The 15,247-nt window shown below is 66.2% G+C and carries 11 protein-coding genes and 2 pseudogenes; 7 read left to right on the forward strand and 6 right to left on the reverse strand.

What is annotated here, in order from left to right; translation table 11 throughout:
- Positions 1–25: 25 nt before the first annotated feature.
- The gene (locus tag AOK01_RS26570) at positions 26–1,168 is read right to left on the reverse strand and encodes an IS630 family transposase (protein WP_245702422.1); all 1,143 of its coding nucleotides are present in this window, start codon (positions 1,166–1,168) and stop codon (positions 26–28) included.
- A 525-nt stretch (positions 1,169–1,693) separates the two neighbouring features.
- Here AOK01_RS26570 and AOK01_RS26575 point away from each other — a divergent pair.
- Positions 1,694–2,734, forward strand: a complete 1,041-nt coding sequence (locus AOK01_RS26575) for a threonine/serine dehydratase (protein ID WP_055515990.1) — start codon at positions 1,694–1,696, stop codon at positions 2,732–2,734.
- A gap of 425 nt (positions 2,735–3,159) precedes the next feature.
- Here AOK01_RS26575 and AOK01_RS26580 read toward each other — a convergent pair whose 3' ends face one another.
- Positions 3,160–4,770: an acetolactate synthase large subunit gene (locus AOK01_RS26580; protein ID WP_055515992.1), complete on the reverse strand. Its 1,611-nt coding sequence runs from the start codon at positions 4,768–4,770 to the stop codon at positions 3,160–3,162.
- Between the two features lie 158 nt (positions 4,771–4,928).
- Here AOK01_RS26580 and AOK01_RS26585 point away from each other — a divergent pair, with 158 nt between their 5' ends.
- Both AOK01_RS26585 and AOK01_RS26590 read left to right on the forward strand, forming a co-directional pair.
- Positions 4,929–5,465, forward strand: a complete 537-nt coding sequence (locus AOK01_RS26585; RefSeq protein WP_342671067.1) for a helix-turn-helix domain-containing protein — start codon at positions 4,929–4,931, stop codon at positions 5,463–5,465.
- 734 nt (positions 5,466–6,199) lie between these two features.
- Positions 6,200–6,628, forward strand: coding sequence for a PPOX class F420-dependent oxidoreductase (locus AOK01_RS26590; RefSeq protein WP_055515996.1), 429 nt, complete (start codon positions 6,200–6,202; stop codon positions 6,626–6,628).
- A gap of 283 nt (positions 6,629–6,911) precedes the next feature.
- Here the strand turns inward: AOK01_RS26590 and AOK01_RS26595 are convergent, their stop codons facing one another.
- The 4 genes and pseudogenes from AOK01_RS26595 to AOK01_RS46365 form a co-directional block, all read right to left on the reverse strand.
- Positions 6,912–8,276 carry an ISL3 family transposase gene (locus AOK01_RS26595; protein WP_245702423.1) on the reverse strand — a complete coding sequence of 455 codons (1,365 nt, stop codon included), beginning with the start codon at positions 8,274–8,276 and terminating at the stop codon, positions 6,912–6,914.
- Between the two features lie 157 nt (positions 8,277–8,433).
- Positions 8,434–9,429: a hypothetical protein gene (locus AOK01_RS42945; RefSeq protein ID WP_213862157.1), complete on the reverse strand. Its 996-nt coding sequence runs from the start codon at positions 9,427–9,429 to the stop codon at positions 8,434–8,436.
- Between the two features lie 803 nt (positions 9,430–10,232).
- Positions 10,233–11,006: an acyl-CoA dehydrogenase family protein gene (locus AOK01_RS26605; protein WP_245702424.1), complete on the reverse strand. Its 774-nt coding sequence runs from the start codon at positions 11,004–11,006 to the stop codon at positions 10,233–10,235.
- Between the two features lie 133 nt (positions 11,007–11,139).
- Positions 11,140–11,652 (reverse strand): annotated as a pseudogene (locus AOK01_RS46365) (hypothetical protein); the annotation flags it as partial.
- 257 nt (positions 11,653–11,909) lie between these two features.
- Here AOK01_RS46365 and AOK01_RS46630 point away from each other — a divergent pair.
- The 4 genes and pseudogenes from AOK01_RS46630 to AOK01_RS26620 form a co-directional block, all read left to right on the forward strand.
- Positions 11,910–12,071 (forward strand): annotated as a pseudogene (locus tag AOK01_RS46630) (helix-turn-helix domain-containing protein); the annotation flags it as partial.
- Positions 12,072–12,242: 171 nt separating this feature from the next.
- Positions 12,243–12,563 carry an IclR family transcriptional regulator gene (locus AOK01_RS45395; RefSeq protein ID WP_245702425.1) on the forward strand — a complete coding sequence of 107 codons (321 nt, stop codon included), beginning with the start codon at positions 12,243–12,245 and terminating at the stop codon, positions 12,561–12,563.
- A 95-nt stretch (positions 12,564–12,658) separates the two neighbouring features.
- Positions 12,659–13,399, forward strand: coding sequence for an SDR family NAD(P)-dependent oxidoreductase (locus AOK01_RS26615; RefSeq protein WP_055516002.1), 741 nt, complete (start codon positions 12,659–12,661; stop codon positions 13,397–13,399).
- A 60-nt stretch (positions 13,400–13,459) separates the two neighbouring features.
- Positions 13,460–14,836, forward strand: a complete 1,377-nt coding sequence (locus tag AOK01_RS26620) for an IS1380 family transposase (protein WP_055516004.1) — start codon at positions 13,460–13,462, stop codon at positions 14,834–14,836.
- The last annotated feature ends 411 nt before the right edge of the window (positions 14,837–15,247 follow it).

Genomic DNA, 15,247 nt, shown 5'->3' on the forward strand with positions numbered 1-15,247 from the left:
CTAGTGTCTCGTGATCCTGTTTGTATCACTTCGAGTTGTTTGCGACGAGCTTCTTGATGTTGGTCTGGACGAGACGGACCTTCGCAAGGATCTCTTCGGCGGTTGCGGTCCAAGTGAACGGTTTGGCCTCGGAGTTCCAGGTGTTGATGTAGTCGCGGATCTGCTTGATCAGGACGCTGACGCCGGCGAAGGTGCCGCGGCGGATCGACTGGCGGGTCAGGATTCCGAACCAGGTCTCGATCTGATTTATCCAGGAAGAGCCGACGGGGGTGAAGTGGAAGTGGACCTGCGGGTTGCTGGCCAGCCATACCTTCACCTCCGGTGTGGTGTGCGTGGAGAGGTTGTCCAGGACGACATGAATCTCCTTGCCCGCGTGCGGTTTCACCGCTTTCTTCAGGAAGGCCAGGAAGTTCTTGCCGTTGCGACTCGGCTTGCACTCGCCGATCACTTCGCCGGTGCCGACGTTGAGCGCGGCGAACAAGTTCGTGGTGCCGTGCCGGACGTAGTCGTGGGTGCGTTTCTCGGTGGCCGCGAAGGTGACGGGCAGCACCGGCTGGGTCCGGTCCAGGGCCTGGATCTGCGTCTTCTCATCGATCGAGAGCACAACCGCGCCGCCCGGCGGGGAGAGGTAGAGGCCGACGACGTCGGCGACCTTGTCCGCGAACGCGGGGTCCTTCGAAATCTTGAAGGTGCCGTTGCGGTGCGGCTTCAGATTCTCCTCGCGCCAGATCCGCGCGATGTAGTGCCAGGACACGGTGACGTTCTCGGTCCGCTTCAGGTACTTCGCCAACTCGCGCGTCGACCAGTGGGAAAGCCCGGTGCGGGCCGGCGGCGTCATACGCGTCAGCGCAATCACCCGGGCCCGAACCCGCGCCGGTACTTGCTCCCTCGCCCTGCCGGGACGGTCACCTTCCAACCCCGCCAGCCCGCGCTGGGCATAGCGGGCCTTCCATCGGTCCACGGTCGGCAGCGAGACTCCGAGCAGCTCGGCAATCTCCTTGCGCCGGCGCCCCTCATCCGACCACAGCACGATCCGGGCCCGCGTGGCCATGTCGGCAGCCACGCCCCGACTGTTCGCCAACTCCCGCAACTCGGCGACCTGATCCGCAGAAAGCCCCATGCCGACAACAACGACACATACGAGATCAAGTAACGCCAACGGGATCACGAGACACTAGGGGTGTGGCCAAATCGGATAACAGGTGTGGGTGTGCGTGGATTCATCGAGAACCCAGTCTCGTCCTCGAACATGGGTCAGGCACAAGGTGCCGCCGCGGGCACTGCACGTGCAGCCAAGTCTACCGCGCAGTACCATCCCAGAGTCTTGATGCGTGATAATTCCTCAAGCCCCAGATTCTCAGCGATGCTGGTTTCTTGCAGCAGCCGTCCGGAAAGATCCACCGCCCGTTGCTCTCCCTGGTTCACCCACTAGGGCGAACCCGTACAGTGTGCGAGGGCCGACATAAATGCAGAAATTCGCTGAGCGCCGCATCGGCTTGTTCCCACTTGTCTTGCAGGACGAGCCCCTCAATCAGGAGATGCTTGAGGTCGTCGGGAAATTAGTGCCGGGTCCTAATCTACCACGCCGTCGAGCCAAACCCGAGCGAGCGCCGGATCGCTTTCGCGTTCTTCCTCGGCTCGACCACCGCTGCCCAGCTCATCGCATGGTCCCGACCCTCACTGGAGCAACAAAATGCACGCCCTTACTTACGGCGACGTCAAGGCCGCTACTGACCGGATCGTCGGACGCATCCGTCCCGTCACCCTTGCCCCAGTCGACCCGGGCGTCATACGGACCGCCCACAGCGCCCCCCTAGACGACCGACCGGAGAATCCCTGCCAGGTATGGCTGGCCCTCGAGTTCATGCAACACACCGGCAGTTTCAAAGCCCGCGGCGCCCAGAACTTCATCCAGGCCCATAGCGAAGCCGGCACCCTCCCCGATGCCGGAGTCACCATCGCCTCCGGCGGCAACGCCGGACTGGCATGCGCTTGGGCCGCTCAGCAGTATGGACTGCGGGCCACCGTCTTCCTGCCGGCCAACGCCCCGGCAGTGAAGGTGGCCAAGCTCCGAGGCTACGGCGCCGACGTACGTCTCATCGGCTCCGAGTACGCCGAAGCCCTCGCAGCCTGCGAAGAGTTTACGAACACAACAGGCGCTCTGGCGAGCCACGCCTACGACCACCCGCTCATCACGGCCGGGGCAGGCACCCTGCTAGAGGAAATCCGCCACCACATCCCTGACTTGGACACCGTAGTGGTTGCAGTTGGGGGCGGCGGCCTGTTCGCCGGAGTGGCCACCGCAGCCCAACACCACGGCATCCGCACCGTCGCCGTCGAACCGGAGAACTGCCGCGCCCTCAACGCCGCTCTCCAGTCCGGCGCAGTCACCGATGTCACCGTGGACTCGATCGCCGCAGACTCCCTCGGCGCACGCCGCACCTCAGCCATGGCCCTGCACGCCGCCCAGCAGGACCGAGTGGACTCCGTGCTCGTATCAGACGCCGAGATCATCCGCGCTCGACAGGCACTGTGGGATCACCGCAAGGTGGCGGTCGAGCACGGCGCCGCCACAGCCCTCTCCGCCCTCACCTCCCCAGACCAGCACACGCCTGGCCGGGCCACCGCGCCGGGCCGCAGCTACCGGCCCAGCAATGGCGAGAAGGTCTGCATCGTCCTCTGTGGAGCCAACACCGATCCAAGCGACCTCGCACACCGGCCTGAAGAGCACTGACCGAACGGATCGGGCCCACATCAGAATCCACCCGCCCTTATCAGCCACCCCGTCAATGACTAGCGGCGACAGCCCTGGAAGCACCCCATCTACAGGCCCGTTGACGTTCCCAATGCCACGTCACCGACGGAACGATACGCTTTGGAACCATTGAAAGTGAGGCGCTGACTAACCTCCGATGGTGACATAAGGTATCGCTCGGTACCCGCAGTCTTTTTGCTGTTCGGATTGCACGTTGGTATACGGGCCGTGAGCGCACCCTGAGGTTGGGAATTACGGTCCGGGCGAGCCTCAGTACAGCTCAACCAGGTTCGTTCTTCCCGCGGCTTTCCGTCACCACCGGAAGTGAGCCAGAGCCGAAAGTGAGAGAGCCCCGCTCGCCGCACGGACCGGTCCTGGACTTCCGGGATCAGCCGCCCGTGTGGTCAGCTGCCATGAGGCAGCAGCATAGCCTCGATGAGGTGGGGGCCGGGTTCGGACAGGGCGCGCTTGAACTGCCGGGCCAGTTCTTCGGCTGTCCTGGCGCGGGTGGCGGGCACGCCCATGCCGTTGGCGAGCGAGACGAAGTCCAGGTCCGGGCGGGACAGGTCGAAGAGCTGAGCGGAGGCGTCAGCTGTGGCACCGACGCGTTCCAGTTCCGCGCGCAGGATCGCGTATGACTTGTTGTTGAGGACCACGGTCGTGATGTCGAGGTGTTCCCTGGCGTGGCTCCACAGTGCGGACAAGGTGTACATCGCACTGCCGTCGGCTTGGAGACAGATGACGGGGCGGTCGGGGCAGGCGATCGCGGCCCCGGTTGCTGACGGTAGTCCCTGACCGATCGACAGGCCGGTCAATCCCAGCAGGTCGTGGGGCGGTGAACCCGCAGTGGCCGCGTGGAGTGTCGCCATGCCCGCTGTGATGGACTCGTCGCAGACAATGGCGTCCTGGGGGAGCAGGGCGCCGATGACGGCCGCCCAGTTGTCAACGGTCAGTTCACCGCGTGGCAGGGGTGGCAGGGACAGCGGAGCGAGGACCGGTTCGGTGTCCGGCGCGACATGGTCGGCCAGCATTTCGAGGGCGAGTACGGTATCGGCGCCTCCGTCCTTGGCGAGGACGTGCACGCGGGTGTCGGGCGGCGTCGGCAGGCTGCTTCGGTCCGGGTAGGCGAACGAGGTCACCGGAACACGTGCGCCGCAGAGAATAAGGTGCCGCACGTCCTGAAGTTGGACGGTGATCTCCTCACCCCGGTACGCGAGGGGCTCGACGAGCGGTACCCCAGCACCTCGGCGCTGGCGGGCGGCCCAGTTCCGCGAGAGTAGCCGCGCGCCTGTCGCGCACTCGATCCGGCTCGCCGCGCGCAGGCCCTGCTCGCTCAACGCCTGGCCGTCGAGCAGCAGCACACACGGTTCTCCCGAGCGCAGCACGCTTGCGATAGACCGCATGCTCTGTTCGGAGGGCGCGGGAGGCGCGGGTATTTTCACCGGCCGAGTCGGCTGGCCTCCTGCGGACCAGGACAGGCTCGCCGGGACGATGAGGGTTGAGATGGACCCAGAGGTGCCGGTCCGGGAGGAGCTCAGCCCGGCCCCCTCCGCATCCTCGCAGGTCAGTGCCGCCGCGACCGCGTCAGCCGCGTCGGAGCCGAGCGCCTCGGCGGTCGCGGAACGCCGTACCCAGCTGGAGACCGTGCCCGCGAGTGAGTCGATATCCGATTCCAGCAAGGAATCCAGTGGCTTGTGACTCATCGCATGATCGCCCACGACGTTCACAACCGGGGTGTTCGCGCGGCGGGCGTTGTGCAGGTTCGCGAGTCCGTTCGCCAAACCGGGTCCGAGATGCAGGAGCGTTGCGGCCGGGCGCCCTACCATCCGTCCGTATCCGTCGGCCGCGCCCGTGGCGACTCCCTCGAACAGACACAGCACCCCGCGCATCTGCGGCAGCGCATCCAGCGCGGCCACAAAATGCATCTCGGACGTACCTGGGTTCGCGAAGCAAACCCGCACATCGCTGTCCACCAACGTGCGCACCAATGCCTGCGCCCCGCTCGTCTCTTGCATCGTTTCCCTTTCCACGTCCATCAATCGCCCGTGTCGCCTGCGTCCCTGCCTGGGCATCATCACTGTACGATATTCTGTCTGAACGTTCACTAAATCAAACGACCGGGCAAGTGCAGGGACCCGACGATCCTCAGGAGGCATCCGTTATGGCATCACCCGTGGAAGCAATTTCAGCCGCGGTCCGCAGCGAGCGACTGCGCAGAGGGCTGTCGCTGAGCGAACTCGCCCGCCTCGCAGGTCTGAGCAAGGCCACCGTGTCGCATCTGGAGGCCGGCACCGGCAATCCGGGAGTGGAGACCGTGTGGGCGCTCGGCGTGGCGCTCGGCGTCCCGTTCAGCCAGCTCGTCACCCCGCCGCGCTCCGCTGTCCGCATCGTGCGAGCCGACGAGGGAAGCCCCACTCGCGCGGAGGAATCGGACTACGCGGCCACATTGCTCGCATCCTGCGCGCCGCTTGCACGATGCGACATCTACCGGATCTGCGCCGGGCCAGGCCCAGCCCGTAAGTCCGCCCCCCATCTGCCCGGAACCACCGAGCACGTCATCATCACGGCCGGACGCGCCTCGGCGGGACCTCTCGACCAGGCCGTCGAACTCGACATCGGCGACTACGTAAGCTACCGCGGGGACATCCCGCATGTGTTCCAAGCCCTGGCACAGGAGACCAACGCCGTCTTCGTCCTGGAACAGAACTGAACGGGCGTGTCAATTTAACGGGTCTGGCTTACATCCGGTGGTGACCGAGCGTGACGAGCATCGTAGATGATCATGTGTTTCGTGAACTCCCCTGTGAGCATGACATTTTCAGGGTGTTCTGCGCTGGTCATTGAATCGGTGGAGGCAGCATGCGACAGCCAGGCGCTCGCGCTGCTGCGCGTCCCGCAGGCTGCCGTCACCGCCTGAGTTCTACTTCGGCCGCCCGGCTGTAGTGCTGTCGCCTGATCAGCGCTGACCCCGTCACGCGGCAATCACCCGGGCTTCCCTCCTCGCGCAGATGGTTATCTCATGACCACCACCCCTGACCGCAGTGATGCGACCTCGGCTACATACACCTGCTTCGGTGCCTGACAGGCCAACAAGTCGGTCGCCCTGGCAACGTGCTCGCTCCGGGCGTGATCGTCCACGGGACCTTGGGCAGATCGACGGCGCCGAGCAGTACCCAGGCACCCCTGGGTCGGGTCTTCGCTCTCACCGACACCTTCGACTTCTGCAAGCGGTGAATCGACGGTGGAGACGTCATGACTTGGTTGGAGCTGCACTTTTGTGGCGGCTCGGAGCCCTCCCCGGTGGCCAGCTGGCTGCACATCGAAGACGGCCGCGTCCTCCGGCCTCGGCAACTCCTGCAGGCCAGCGATCCCCCCCCACCATCTCCTGACCGCACCAGGTCTGCCGGTTAACCTTCCTCTCTCAACGAAAGGACAACCTCCTCCATGTCATTCACCGAAGAAGAGATCACTTACATCCACTCGCAGCGCCTAGCCCGCATCGCAACCGTATCGGCCGATGGCCAGCCCGACCTCACCCCGGTCACCTTCGAGTTCGATGGCCGGCACTTCTACATCGGCGGTTACAACCCAACCAACACCCGCCGCGCCCGCAACGTGCGCAGCGGCAACCACAAGGTGGCATTCGTCATCGACGACCTAGCCTCCACCCAGCCTTGGTCCCCCCGCTACCTGCGTCTCTACGGCACGGCCGAGCTGGTCACTCGTCCCACTCGCACTGGCGAACACCAAATTCTGAAAGTCACCCCAGTCACCTCCTGGAGCATGAATCTGTCCGGGACATGGTCGGCCGACAGCGCCTACCAGCCGCACCCCAGCAAGACCCACCACCCACAACTCGACGAGAGCGAGTGACCCATAACCACCCCGGGGCCTCGTCGTCGGCGCGAGCGGCGCGCTCTGCGGCAAAGTCGTCGACGAACTGCTCGCACGCAGCAAGCTCATCCGCGCCGTCCTGGTCCGCCCCACCGGAGATGTCGGCAACACTGGTGTCGGCGTACGGCCTCCGCTGGCTCTGGCAAGATACTCGTAGCCGGAGATCATCTCGGTGGGGCGGTCGGACGGTCCGCGTACCGGGGTCTGTCAAACGAGCGGCTCTTCCAAAATTTTCGTAGGCGTTGATCGTCCGGGCCGGGCTTCAGTTGAGTAGGACGACCTGGCGTAGGAGGCGGTGGCCAGCGCGGCCGTACATCAGGCGCTTGAGAAACTTGATCTTTGTGTTGGCTCCTTCGGTCCGACCGTTGTGCCAGGGCAGAGTGAGGGTAGCCTCGACGGCGGCGCGGTCACGCTCCAAGCCGTTGGCGAAGGAGTGCAGAAAGGGCAGGCCAGCAGCACGAGTCAGGTCGATCCAGACCGTCAGCTTCCCGGAGTTGTCCTCGTGCGGAACCAGCAGCTCGGTGAAGGTAAGGATCTGGTCGGCCAGCACGGTCATCTGCGGGCAGGCACCGGTGAGCTGGTCGTGCAGAGCGCGCTGGTCATCGGAGAGGCGGCCGGGGCGGCAGGTGAGCAGACCGGTGACCTTGCGGGGTGACAGGGCGGAGTGGTCGGCCTCGACGCGTCCTTGATTGATGTAGCGAACCAGGAGGTTGGCGCTGCCGGTGTAGCCCTGTTCCCAGATCTCCGCCAGCAGGTGGGTGACGGGGACGGCCGGGTCCTCGGTACAACGTCTGCGCAGATGAGCGCGGTAAGGGTCGACCAGGCAGGCCCAGCAGGAGGCGTGCGCGCCGACCTCCTTCAGCACTGTCCCTGCCAGGCCGTGCCAGAGGTGCCAACGGTCACCGACCTGCACGATCGTCGGATCGGCTTCGGTGATGGCCTGCGCGAAGGAGCCTGAGCCGTCCCGGCACACCACGCGGACGCCGGGATGCTCACGCAACCAGGCGGTCACCGTCACCCCCAGGCGGTCGGGCAGCACGTCGATACGCTCGCCACTGTCCGCATTCGTGATGACCGTGGCATAGCGGTGGCCCTTGAGCAGGGCGAATTCGTCGATCCCGGCCACCACCGGCGTGAGCCGGTCGGGCAACGGCATGCGCATCAGACAGTTCAGCACCGACGCCGCGGAGAGCGTCTGGTGCAGCACCCCAAGCAGCCGGGCCCCGGCCGAGCCCGCCAGCGCTACCGCGACCGCCTCGACCATCTTCCGCAGCGCCGGCGTCCTGCGCTGATATCGCGCCGTCAGCCCGCTAACTTGCTCGACGAACGTGGTCCTCGGACAGTCCGCGTTTTCGCAGTACAGCCGCCGCACCGAAAGATCGATCACCACGGGCCGCCCACCGATCGACTCGTCCGCGACGTGACGCACATACCGCGAGTGCACCCAGTCCGACTCCTGACCACACCCTGGGCACGCACGGCGCGCATCTTCCCTGGTGAACGCGGTGATTTTCACGGTCTCCGGGTCGGTGCTCACCCGCTCAACTCGTAACCCCGCCAGCCGGAACAGCAGTTTGCCGATGGTGACGTCACATGCCGCCAGCCTGGCACCGGCAGTCCAAGTCATGTGGCCAATCGTCAGAACGATCAACGCCTACGAAATTCTTGGAAGAGCCGAACGTCTTACAGTCCCGCGTACCGGCGTCGCAGATGGGCGATCAGTACGACGCGGTGCCGGAGAAGGGGAACTCCTGCGCGTCCGGCCATCAGGCGTTTCTGGAGTTTCACGTCGGTGATGCGGCCTTCGTTGACGCCGGAGTTGTAGCGGGTGGTGATGCCCTGGGCGACGGAGTGCTGGTCTTTACGCAGGGCTTTCGCCATGCCAACGAGCGGCGGCAGTCCGCGTCGGTGAGTTGGTCGAGCCAGTCCTGCAGCGGGGCGGCGTCGCGGGTGTCGAGCATGGCTGCGAACTGGCGGACCAGGTGGTGGGTGCGGTGGAGTTCGGGGCAGTGGTCGAGGAGCCGGTGCAGGCGCTGCGAGGTGCGTGGGGTGTACCGGTCGGGAGCGGTGATGATCCAGCGGGATACCTCGCGCGAGGAGGGTGACCGTTCGCGCGGTGCATCCAGGGGCAGGCCGCGGCGCAGGGGTGCGACGGTCATTTTGACCCGCTGATAGTGCCCCAGGTAGCCCTTGGTTCGGAGTTCCTGGTGGAGGCGCTTCGCGCTGTGTTCGCCCTCGTCCCAGCGTTGTTGCAGGTAGTCGAGGTAGGGGTCCAACGTGGAGGGCCTGCGGGGTGGGCGTCGCATGACGTCCTGCCAGTTGCGGGCGCGGGCGTATTTGCGGACCGTGCGGCGGTCCAGGCCCAGTTCGCGGGACATGCTGCTGTAGGAGCGGCCCGTGTCGGTGAGGCTGTGCACGGCCTCGAACAGCCGACGGGCGTGCCGGGCCGCGCGTGCGTCTGCTGGTTCCGGTGCGGTGAACGATGCCTCGCCGGGGGCCGGTTCGGGCTCGGGGAGCGCGGCGGGCAGGCAGCCGTGGTGAGCGGAGGCGATCTTCTGAATCTGCCGGGACAGTCCCTGCCCGAGGTGGAAGCGGCCGCTGATCTGGAGGGCGTCGGGGGCACCTGAGGTGATGCCCTGCCGGTAGACCAGGGAGCCGTCGCGGCAGGCGATCTCGACGCCAGGATGCCCGCGCAGCCATCGGCCGAGCTGTTCGGCGTCCCGGCCCTCCCACGGTGTGAGGGAAGGCGGGTGGTGGCGTCGACCACATGAGAAGTTCATCCGGCCGGACCCGGCCTGCTCTCTCCCGGCAGCGGCGCGATGAGTGCTGACCTGTGGTGACGTTGGCCGCGAAGAGACGGCCGAGGAGATCGTCCGGCAGCGGGGACTGCGCTCGGCATGCGCCCTGTACGCGGACAGTGAGGACGCCGTCTTCCGTACGGCGTTTTGGGAGACCGACTGCCGCGCCGGAGCCCGGCTCGGCACCGCATGTCGCCGCTCACGCTGTCGGCCTCCGTTGCGGGTCAGGTCCGCGAACAGGTCGGGTCAGCCGCCCTCCGAGGAGTTCCGCTTGTGCTGGTCCAGCAGCCGGTGCACGGTTCGTTGGAGACGGGCGCCAAGGTCTGGGCGGCTCGTCACCACCGGCCGGCGCCGCATCCTCCGCCTCGCCCGCCACTGGCCCTGGACCGATGAGGTCACCACCGCTCTCGAACGTCTTGCACTCCTGCCGAACCCCGGCTGACCAGCAACCTTCCCGCCCCTACGAGGGAACCGGTCCAGACCGGAGCAGTGGAACCCGGCGTTCACCGAGACGACACTCGGGCTTTCGGCCTGCCTGCCACGAGCCACAGAGAGCGTGACGGTCCGCCGACTACGTCGGCGGACCGTCACGAAAGATCGAAGTTAGTCGCCTACTGCGTCAATTTCGAGCCCTGTAACGGGGTTGCTTCCACGCCAGTGCTGTGACCTCAAAGCGTGCGCCTCAAAGCCTTTGGAGCCATGCGGCCGAAGAGGGGTTCGGTGATTCAACGTCCCGAGGGCAATGATCCGCTCACCGCTCGCGGTACGTGCAGCGTCCGATGTCGTCAGAGGAGGTGCGTGTGGGTCGGCAGCCCCAGCAACATCCGCCCGGTCAGCTCGAACATGGGGGCGCTCACCTGGATGTGCGCGGTGGCGGTGTGGGCGTCACGGAAACGCCGCTGTAGCGGGGATTCCTCGTAGATCGCCGCACCGCCCGCGAGTTCGTACATCGAGCTGACCACGTCGGCAGCTGTGCACGTCGCATGGGCTGAGGCCAACCGCAGTCCGGTACGTACGGTGTCCGGGACCGGCTCCTCGCTGTGGGCAGCTTGCCATGCGTCGTCGACGGCCTGGAAGAACAGCAACCGTGCCGCCCGCAGCGCCGCTTCCGAACGGGCGACTTCGGACTGCGTGAGGGGCCGCTCTGCGAGCGTACGGGTCGAACCGACCGACTTCTTCAGGTGCGCCAACTGCGACAACTCCTCAATCGCGCCACGTGCGTTCCCCAGTGTCGCCGCGGCGATCGATGCTGCGAAGAAGCCCACCAGCGGGAACCGGTACAGGGGCGGAGATCCCGCGGGCGGGCCTTCGAACAGAGACAGGAGCCGATGGCTCGGCACGAAAACCTCGTGGGCGACCGCGTCGTGGCTGCCCGTCCCACGGAGGCCAGCGGTGCGCCAGGTATCGACAATTTCGAGCGCCGCGGTGGGCATTGCCACCACGCGCTGTACGGACTCCCCGTCCCTGGACGCCAGCATGCAACCAGCGAACAGCCAACTGGAGTGAGTGATCCCGCTGCAGAAACGCCATCGTTCGGAGACGACGACGCCGCCGTCCACCGGTTGAGCGGTACCCTGCGGCGCCCAAACTCCGGCGGCGACCGAACGCGGGTTGCCGAACCTCCAGCACGCCCTCCTTCGGCAGATATGCGGCCAGCAGGCTACTGCTTAACGCGATCGATACGCACCACCCGGCTGACGCGTCACCACGGGCTACTGTCTCAGCAGTCTTAAGCATGGCCGAGGGAGAAGCCTCTCGGCCATCGAACGCGCGAGGTACGCCGAGGAGGAGCATTCCACAGGCCGTCATCTTGTCAACGACCTCCGGTGCGAGTTGTCGTTCACGCTCGCTGGCTGCTGCTTGAGTCGCGGCTATGACGGAAACCGCCTCGGCGTCGCGCTCGAGGACATCGTGCTGGTCATCGTGCATCAGGAGGTTGTCATCTCTTCTGTCGAGGAGGGTGTCGATTTGAAGTGGAACGTCGACCAGATGGGAGACGATCTTGACACTGTCCTGGGGCTCCCCTTCGCCCATCGGTGCGATGAGGACCGTATCGGCAGAGCAGCCGTACGACTGCTCTGCCGATGTCGCACTCACCCCAACGCGAGCTGGCCAGCAGTAACGACAAGCACTGTGTCCCTCAACGGCTTCATTACGGCAACGGTGCGAAAGACATCCGGGTCCGGGCCCCGGAGGGCCGCCCATGCATCGAGTATCCGGCCACGGCGTCGGCGAAGGGACCCTGCGGCGTAGTCCTGCGTTGGACCAACTCCTCCAGCGCTTCCCGCCCTTGATCAGTCAGCACCAACTCGGCCTTGGGCCGTCCCGTACGAGCCACAGGCCAACTCAGAAGACTAGCGGCGCGACTCAAAGACACCAGCGATCGAGCTGAACTGGCCAGGTTGCAGCACGTAGACTTGTTCTAGTCTGCGATGGCAGCTGTCGTGGAAGCGGAGTGTGTGATGACTGAGCGGGAACCTCGGGGCGTCGTCGATGGCGCCTTCCGGGTGCTACGGGCTCTCCCCGAGGCTGGTCGGCAGCATCAGGTGGCACGTCTGACACAGTTGACGGGGCTACCTCGACCCACAGTCTATCGATTGCTTGGCCAGCTACGCCAAGCTGGCGTAGTGCAGTGGACTGACGGTCACTGGGCCCTGTCGGCGTCACTACTGGGCCTCGCGCAACAGGTGGAGCCGGTTACCGGTCTACGGGAGGCTGCCTCAAAGGTCATCCAAGAACTACGGGAACAGACCGGCGCTGCGGTGTCCCTAGTCGTGCCAACGGAGGGCGCGTTCGTGGCACTGGAGATGGTCCCGGGTCGGGACGCGCTGCCGATCGACGCGCGTAGTGGCGTACAGATGCCCGCATCGACGGCCGCCGCGATGGTCCTGACCCCCAGTGCGGTGCCGCCAGCTCGACGGCGGCCGTACGGCGCCGCGGTCGACGACCAGGACATGTTTCTTGGGATGACCTGCTACGCCGTGCCGGTCTGTCTGCCCGGGCGGCGGCGGGTGTCGTTGCAGATCGCGACCACAGCCCAGCAGCCTGCGGACAGGTTTGCGGCTCTTATCCACCGGGCCGCCCTCGCACTGGAACGCAGGATCTTCGCACTGTGATCCGGCCGATGTCCGTTCAGCGGACAACGCCTCGCCCCTGACGGCGCGTTTCCTTCATCGTGGCGGAGACCGATCCCACCGATGTAAGGACGCTCATGACGGACCGAAAGATCGCCCTGGTCACCGGAGCTGGGCGCGGATTGGGTTTGGGTATGGCCCAGCACCTGACGCGCTCAGGTGTCTCGGTGCTGGGCACCTACCTCACCAGCGAGCGTGCAGCTACCAAGGCCGCGGGAGCGGATCTAGTCTTCTGCCAGCTCGACGTCACCCGCACCGACACGTTCTCGGAGTTTGCCACCGCCGTACGTGACACCTTGCGGGAGCGGTTCGGTGTGGAGAGCTTCGACTACCTGGTCAACAACGCTGGCATCGGCACCTACGCGCCGTACGCGACCACGACGCCTGAGCAGTTCGACGAGTTGGTCCAGATCAATCTCAAGGCGCCGTTCTTCCTTACCCAGGCACTGCTGCCTCTGATCAATGAGGGCGGCCGCGTGCTCAACGTGTCGACCGCTCTGACCCGGGGCGTGGTGCCGGGCATGTCGGCCTATGCCGCCACCAAGGGTGCCGTCGAGGTCCTCACCCGCTACCAGAGTGTCGAACTCGCCGAGCGGTCCATTCGCGTCAACACCCTCATGGGCGGCGCGGTCGTGACCGACTTTGGCGGAGGCATTATGCACTCGCCCAAGGTGCAAGAGCTCGCCGCCCACACGATAGCCCAGGGACGGATCGCCACGACCGACGACATCACCGCAGCGGTACCCGTCATCCTTTCCGACGCATTCCAATGGGCGACCGGCGCAATCATCGACGTGTCCGGCGGCCAGAGCCTCTGACCTGGGACGATGGGACTTGTCTAGGGTCCTGGTCGTCGTCAGGAAAGCTGCACTCCTCAGGTGAAGAAGCGTACCGGGTCGTATCCGTGTGTCCGCGTTGAGGGCGGCGGTCGTGAAGTGGTCAGCCAGGCCGGTGGCGTGCTGCTGGTCGAGGCGGTCCGCAAGACCGGGCTGGACCAGGCGATATCGGCGGCCCTGTCGCCGTGGCGGAAGCAACGGGCGGTGCATGATCCGGGGAAAGTCTTGCTGGATATGGCCCTCGCGGTCGCGCTCGGCGGGGACTGCCTGGCCGACGTCGGGATGCTGCGAGCGGAGCCGGGCGTGTTCGGGCCGGTGGCCTCCGACCCGACGGTCTCTCGGCTGGTCGACGCTCTGGCAGGGGTCGGACCGAGAGCCCTGGGGGCGATCCGGGCCGCGCGAGCCCAAGTCCGTGAACATGTGTGGAAGTTGGCTGGTTCCTCGGCGCCGGATGCCGGCGGGCAGGTGATCGTGGACCTGGACGGGGTGCTTGTGCTGGCGCATTCCGAGAAGCAGGACGCTGCCGCGACCTGGAAGAAAACCTTCGGACACCACCCGCTGATGGGCTTTGTCGACCACGGCCGAGGCGGTATCGGCGAGCCGGTCGTGGGCCTGCTGCGACCCGGCAACGCGGGCAGCAACACCGCCGCCGACCACATCACCACTACCCAACTCGCGCTGGATCAGCTGCCCAAACACCATCGACGTGGCCGGCGGACACTCATCCGTACCGACTCCGCCGGCGGCACCCACGACTTCGTTTCCTGGCTCGCCCAGCGAGGGCGCTGGCTGTCCTACTCGGTCGGCATGACGGTCAGCGAAGCGATCCACGAACACGTGCTGAAGGTCCCCGCCTCGGCCTGGACACCGGCCATCGAGACCGACGGTGAGGCGCGGGACGGGGCCTGGGTCGCCGAGCTCACCGGCAAACTCCTTAACGGCTGGCCCAAGGGCCTGCGGCTCATCGTCCGCAAGGAACGTCCCCATCCCGGCGCCCAGTTGAGGATCACGGACGCGGACGGCATGCGGATCACCTGCTTCGCGACCAACACCACCGGCCGGCTGATCGCCGCCCTCGAGCTGCGTCACCGGCTCCGGGCACGGGCCGAGGACCGGATCCGGGCCGCCCGGGCCACCGGTCTGCGCAACCTGCCCCTGCACGACACTGCCCAGAACCGGGTCTGGATGGAGATCGTCCAGATCGCGCTCGACCTGCTGGCATGGATGCCCATGCTCGCCCTGACCGGCCGGGCGAGGCTCTGGGAACCGCGTCGCTTGCGCTTCCGCCTGTTCTCCGCGGCCGGCCAGCTCGTCACAACCGGTCGGCGCAGGATTCTCCGCCTCGCCCGGCACTGGCCCTGGACCGACGAGATCACCGCCGCCCTCGAACGACTCGCGCTCCTGCCCGACCCCGGCTGACCAGCAACCCACCGTCCCCGCGACAGCATCACCCGCCCCGGGCAGTGGAACCCGGCGCTCACCCGACGCGACAGCCGGGCCACCGGACTGCCCGGCATCAGCTCCGGACAGTAAAAGGGTCCACCGATTCCGTCGGCGGACCCTCAAGAAAGATCGAGGTTAGAGGCCCGCCTCTCGGGGCGGGAACAGGGAGTGCCGAGCCCTCGAAAATCAGGGCGAAGGCCATGGAAGCGGCGAAGATCCTGGAATTGCAGCCGTGAGGGACTTCCCGGCGTATGGGGCATGGAACATTGCGACGGTGACAGCGGGAACTAGGGAGGCCCTCCCCGGCCCGGCGACCTGCGGATAGACGTCGTCGGAAGCTGCGCGTCCTATAGCCGGGTGATCCCCGAGAAGTGGGCGGGCCGGGTG

This window comes from Streptomyces aurantiacus (genome assembly GCF_001418335.1).
Classification (GTDB): Bacteria; Actinomycetota; Actinomycetes; order Streptomycetales; family Streptomycetaceae; genus Streptomyces; species Streptomyces aurantiacus.

Excerpts from the sequence above, each read along its gene's own strand:
- AOK01_RS26575 (WP_055515990.1), top strand. The coding sequence starts at position 1,694 with ATGCACGCCCTTACTTACGGCGACGTCAAGGCCGCTACTGACCGGATC.
- AOK01_RS26580 (WP_055515992.1), bottom strand. The coding sequence starts at position 4,770 with ATGCAAGAGACGAGCGGGGCGCAGGCATTGGTGCGCACGTTGGTGGAC.
- AOK01_RS26590 (WP_055515996.1), top strand. The coding sequence starts at position 6,200 with ATGTCATTCACCGAAGAAGAGATCACTTACATCCACTCGCAGCGCCTA.
- AOK01_RS26595 (WP_245702423.1), bottom strand. The coding sequence starts at position 8,276 with ATGACTTGGACTGCCGGTGCCAGGCTGGCGGCATGTGACGTCACCATC.
- AOK01_RS42945 (WP_213862157.1), bottom strand. The coding sequence starts at position 9,429 with ATGAACTTCTCATGTGGTCGACGCCACCACCCGCCTTCCCTCACACCG.
- AOK01_RS26615 (WP_055516002.1), top strand. The coding sequence starts at position 12,659 with ATGACGGACCGAAAGATCGCCCTGGTCACCGGAGCTGGGCGCGGATTG.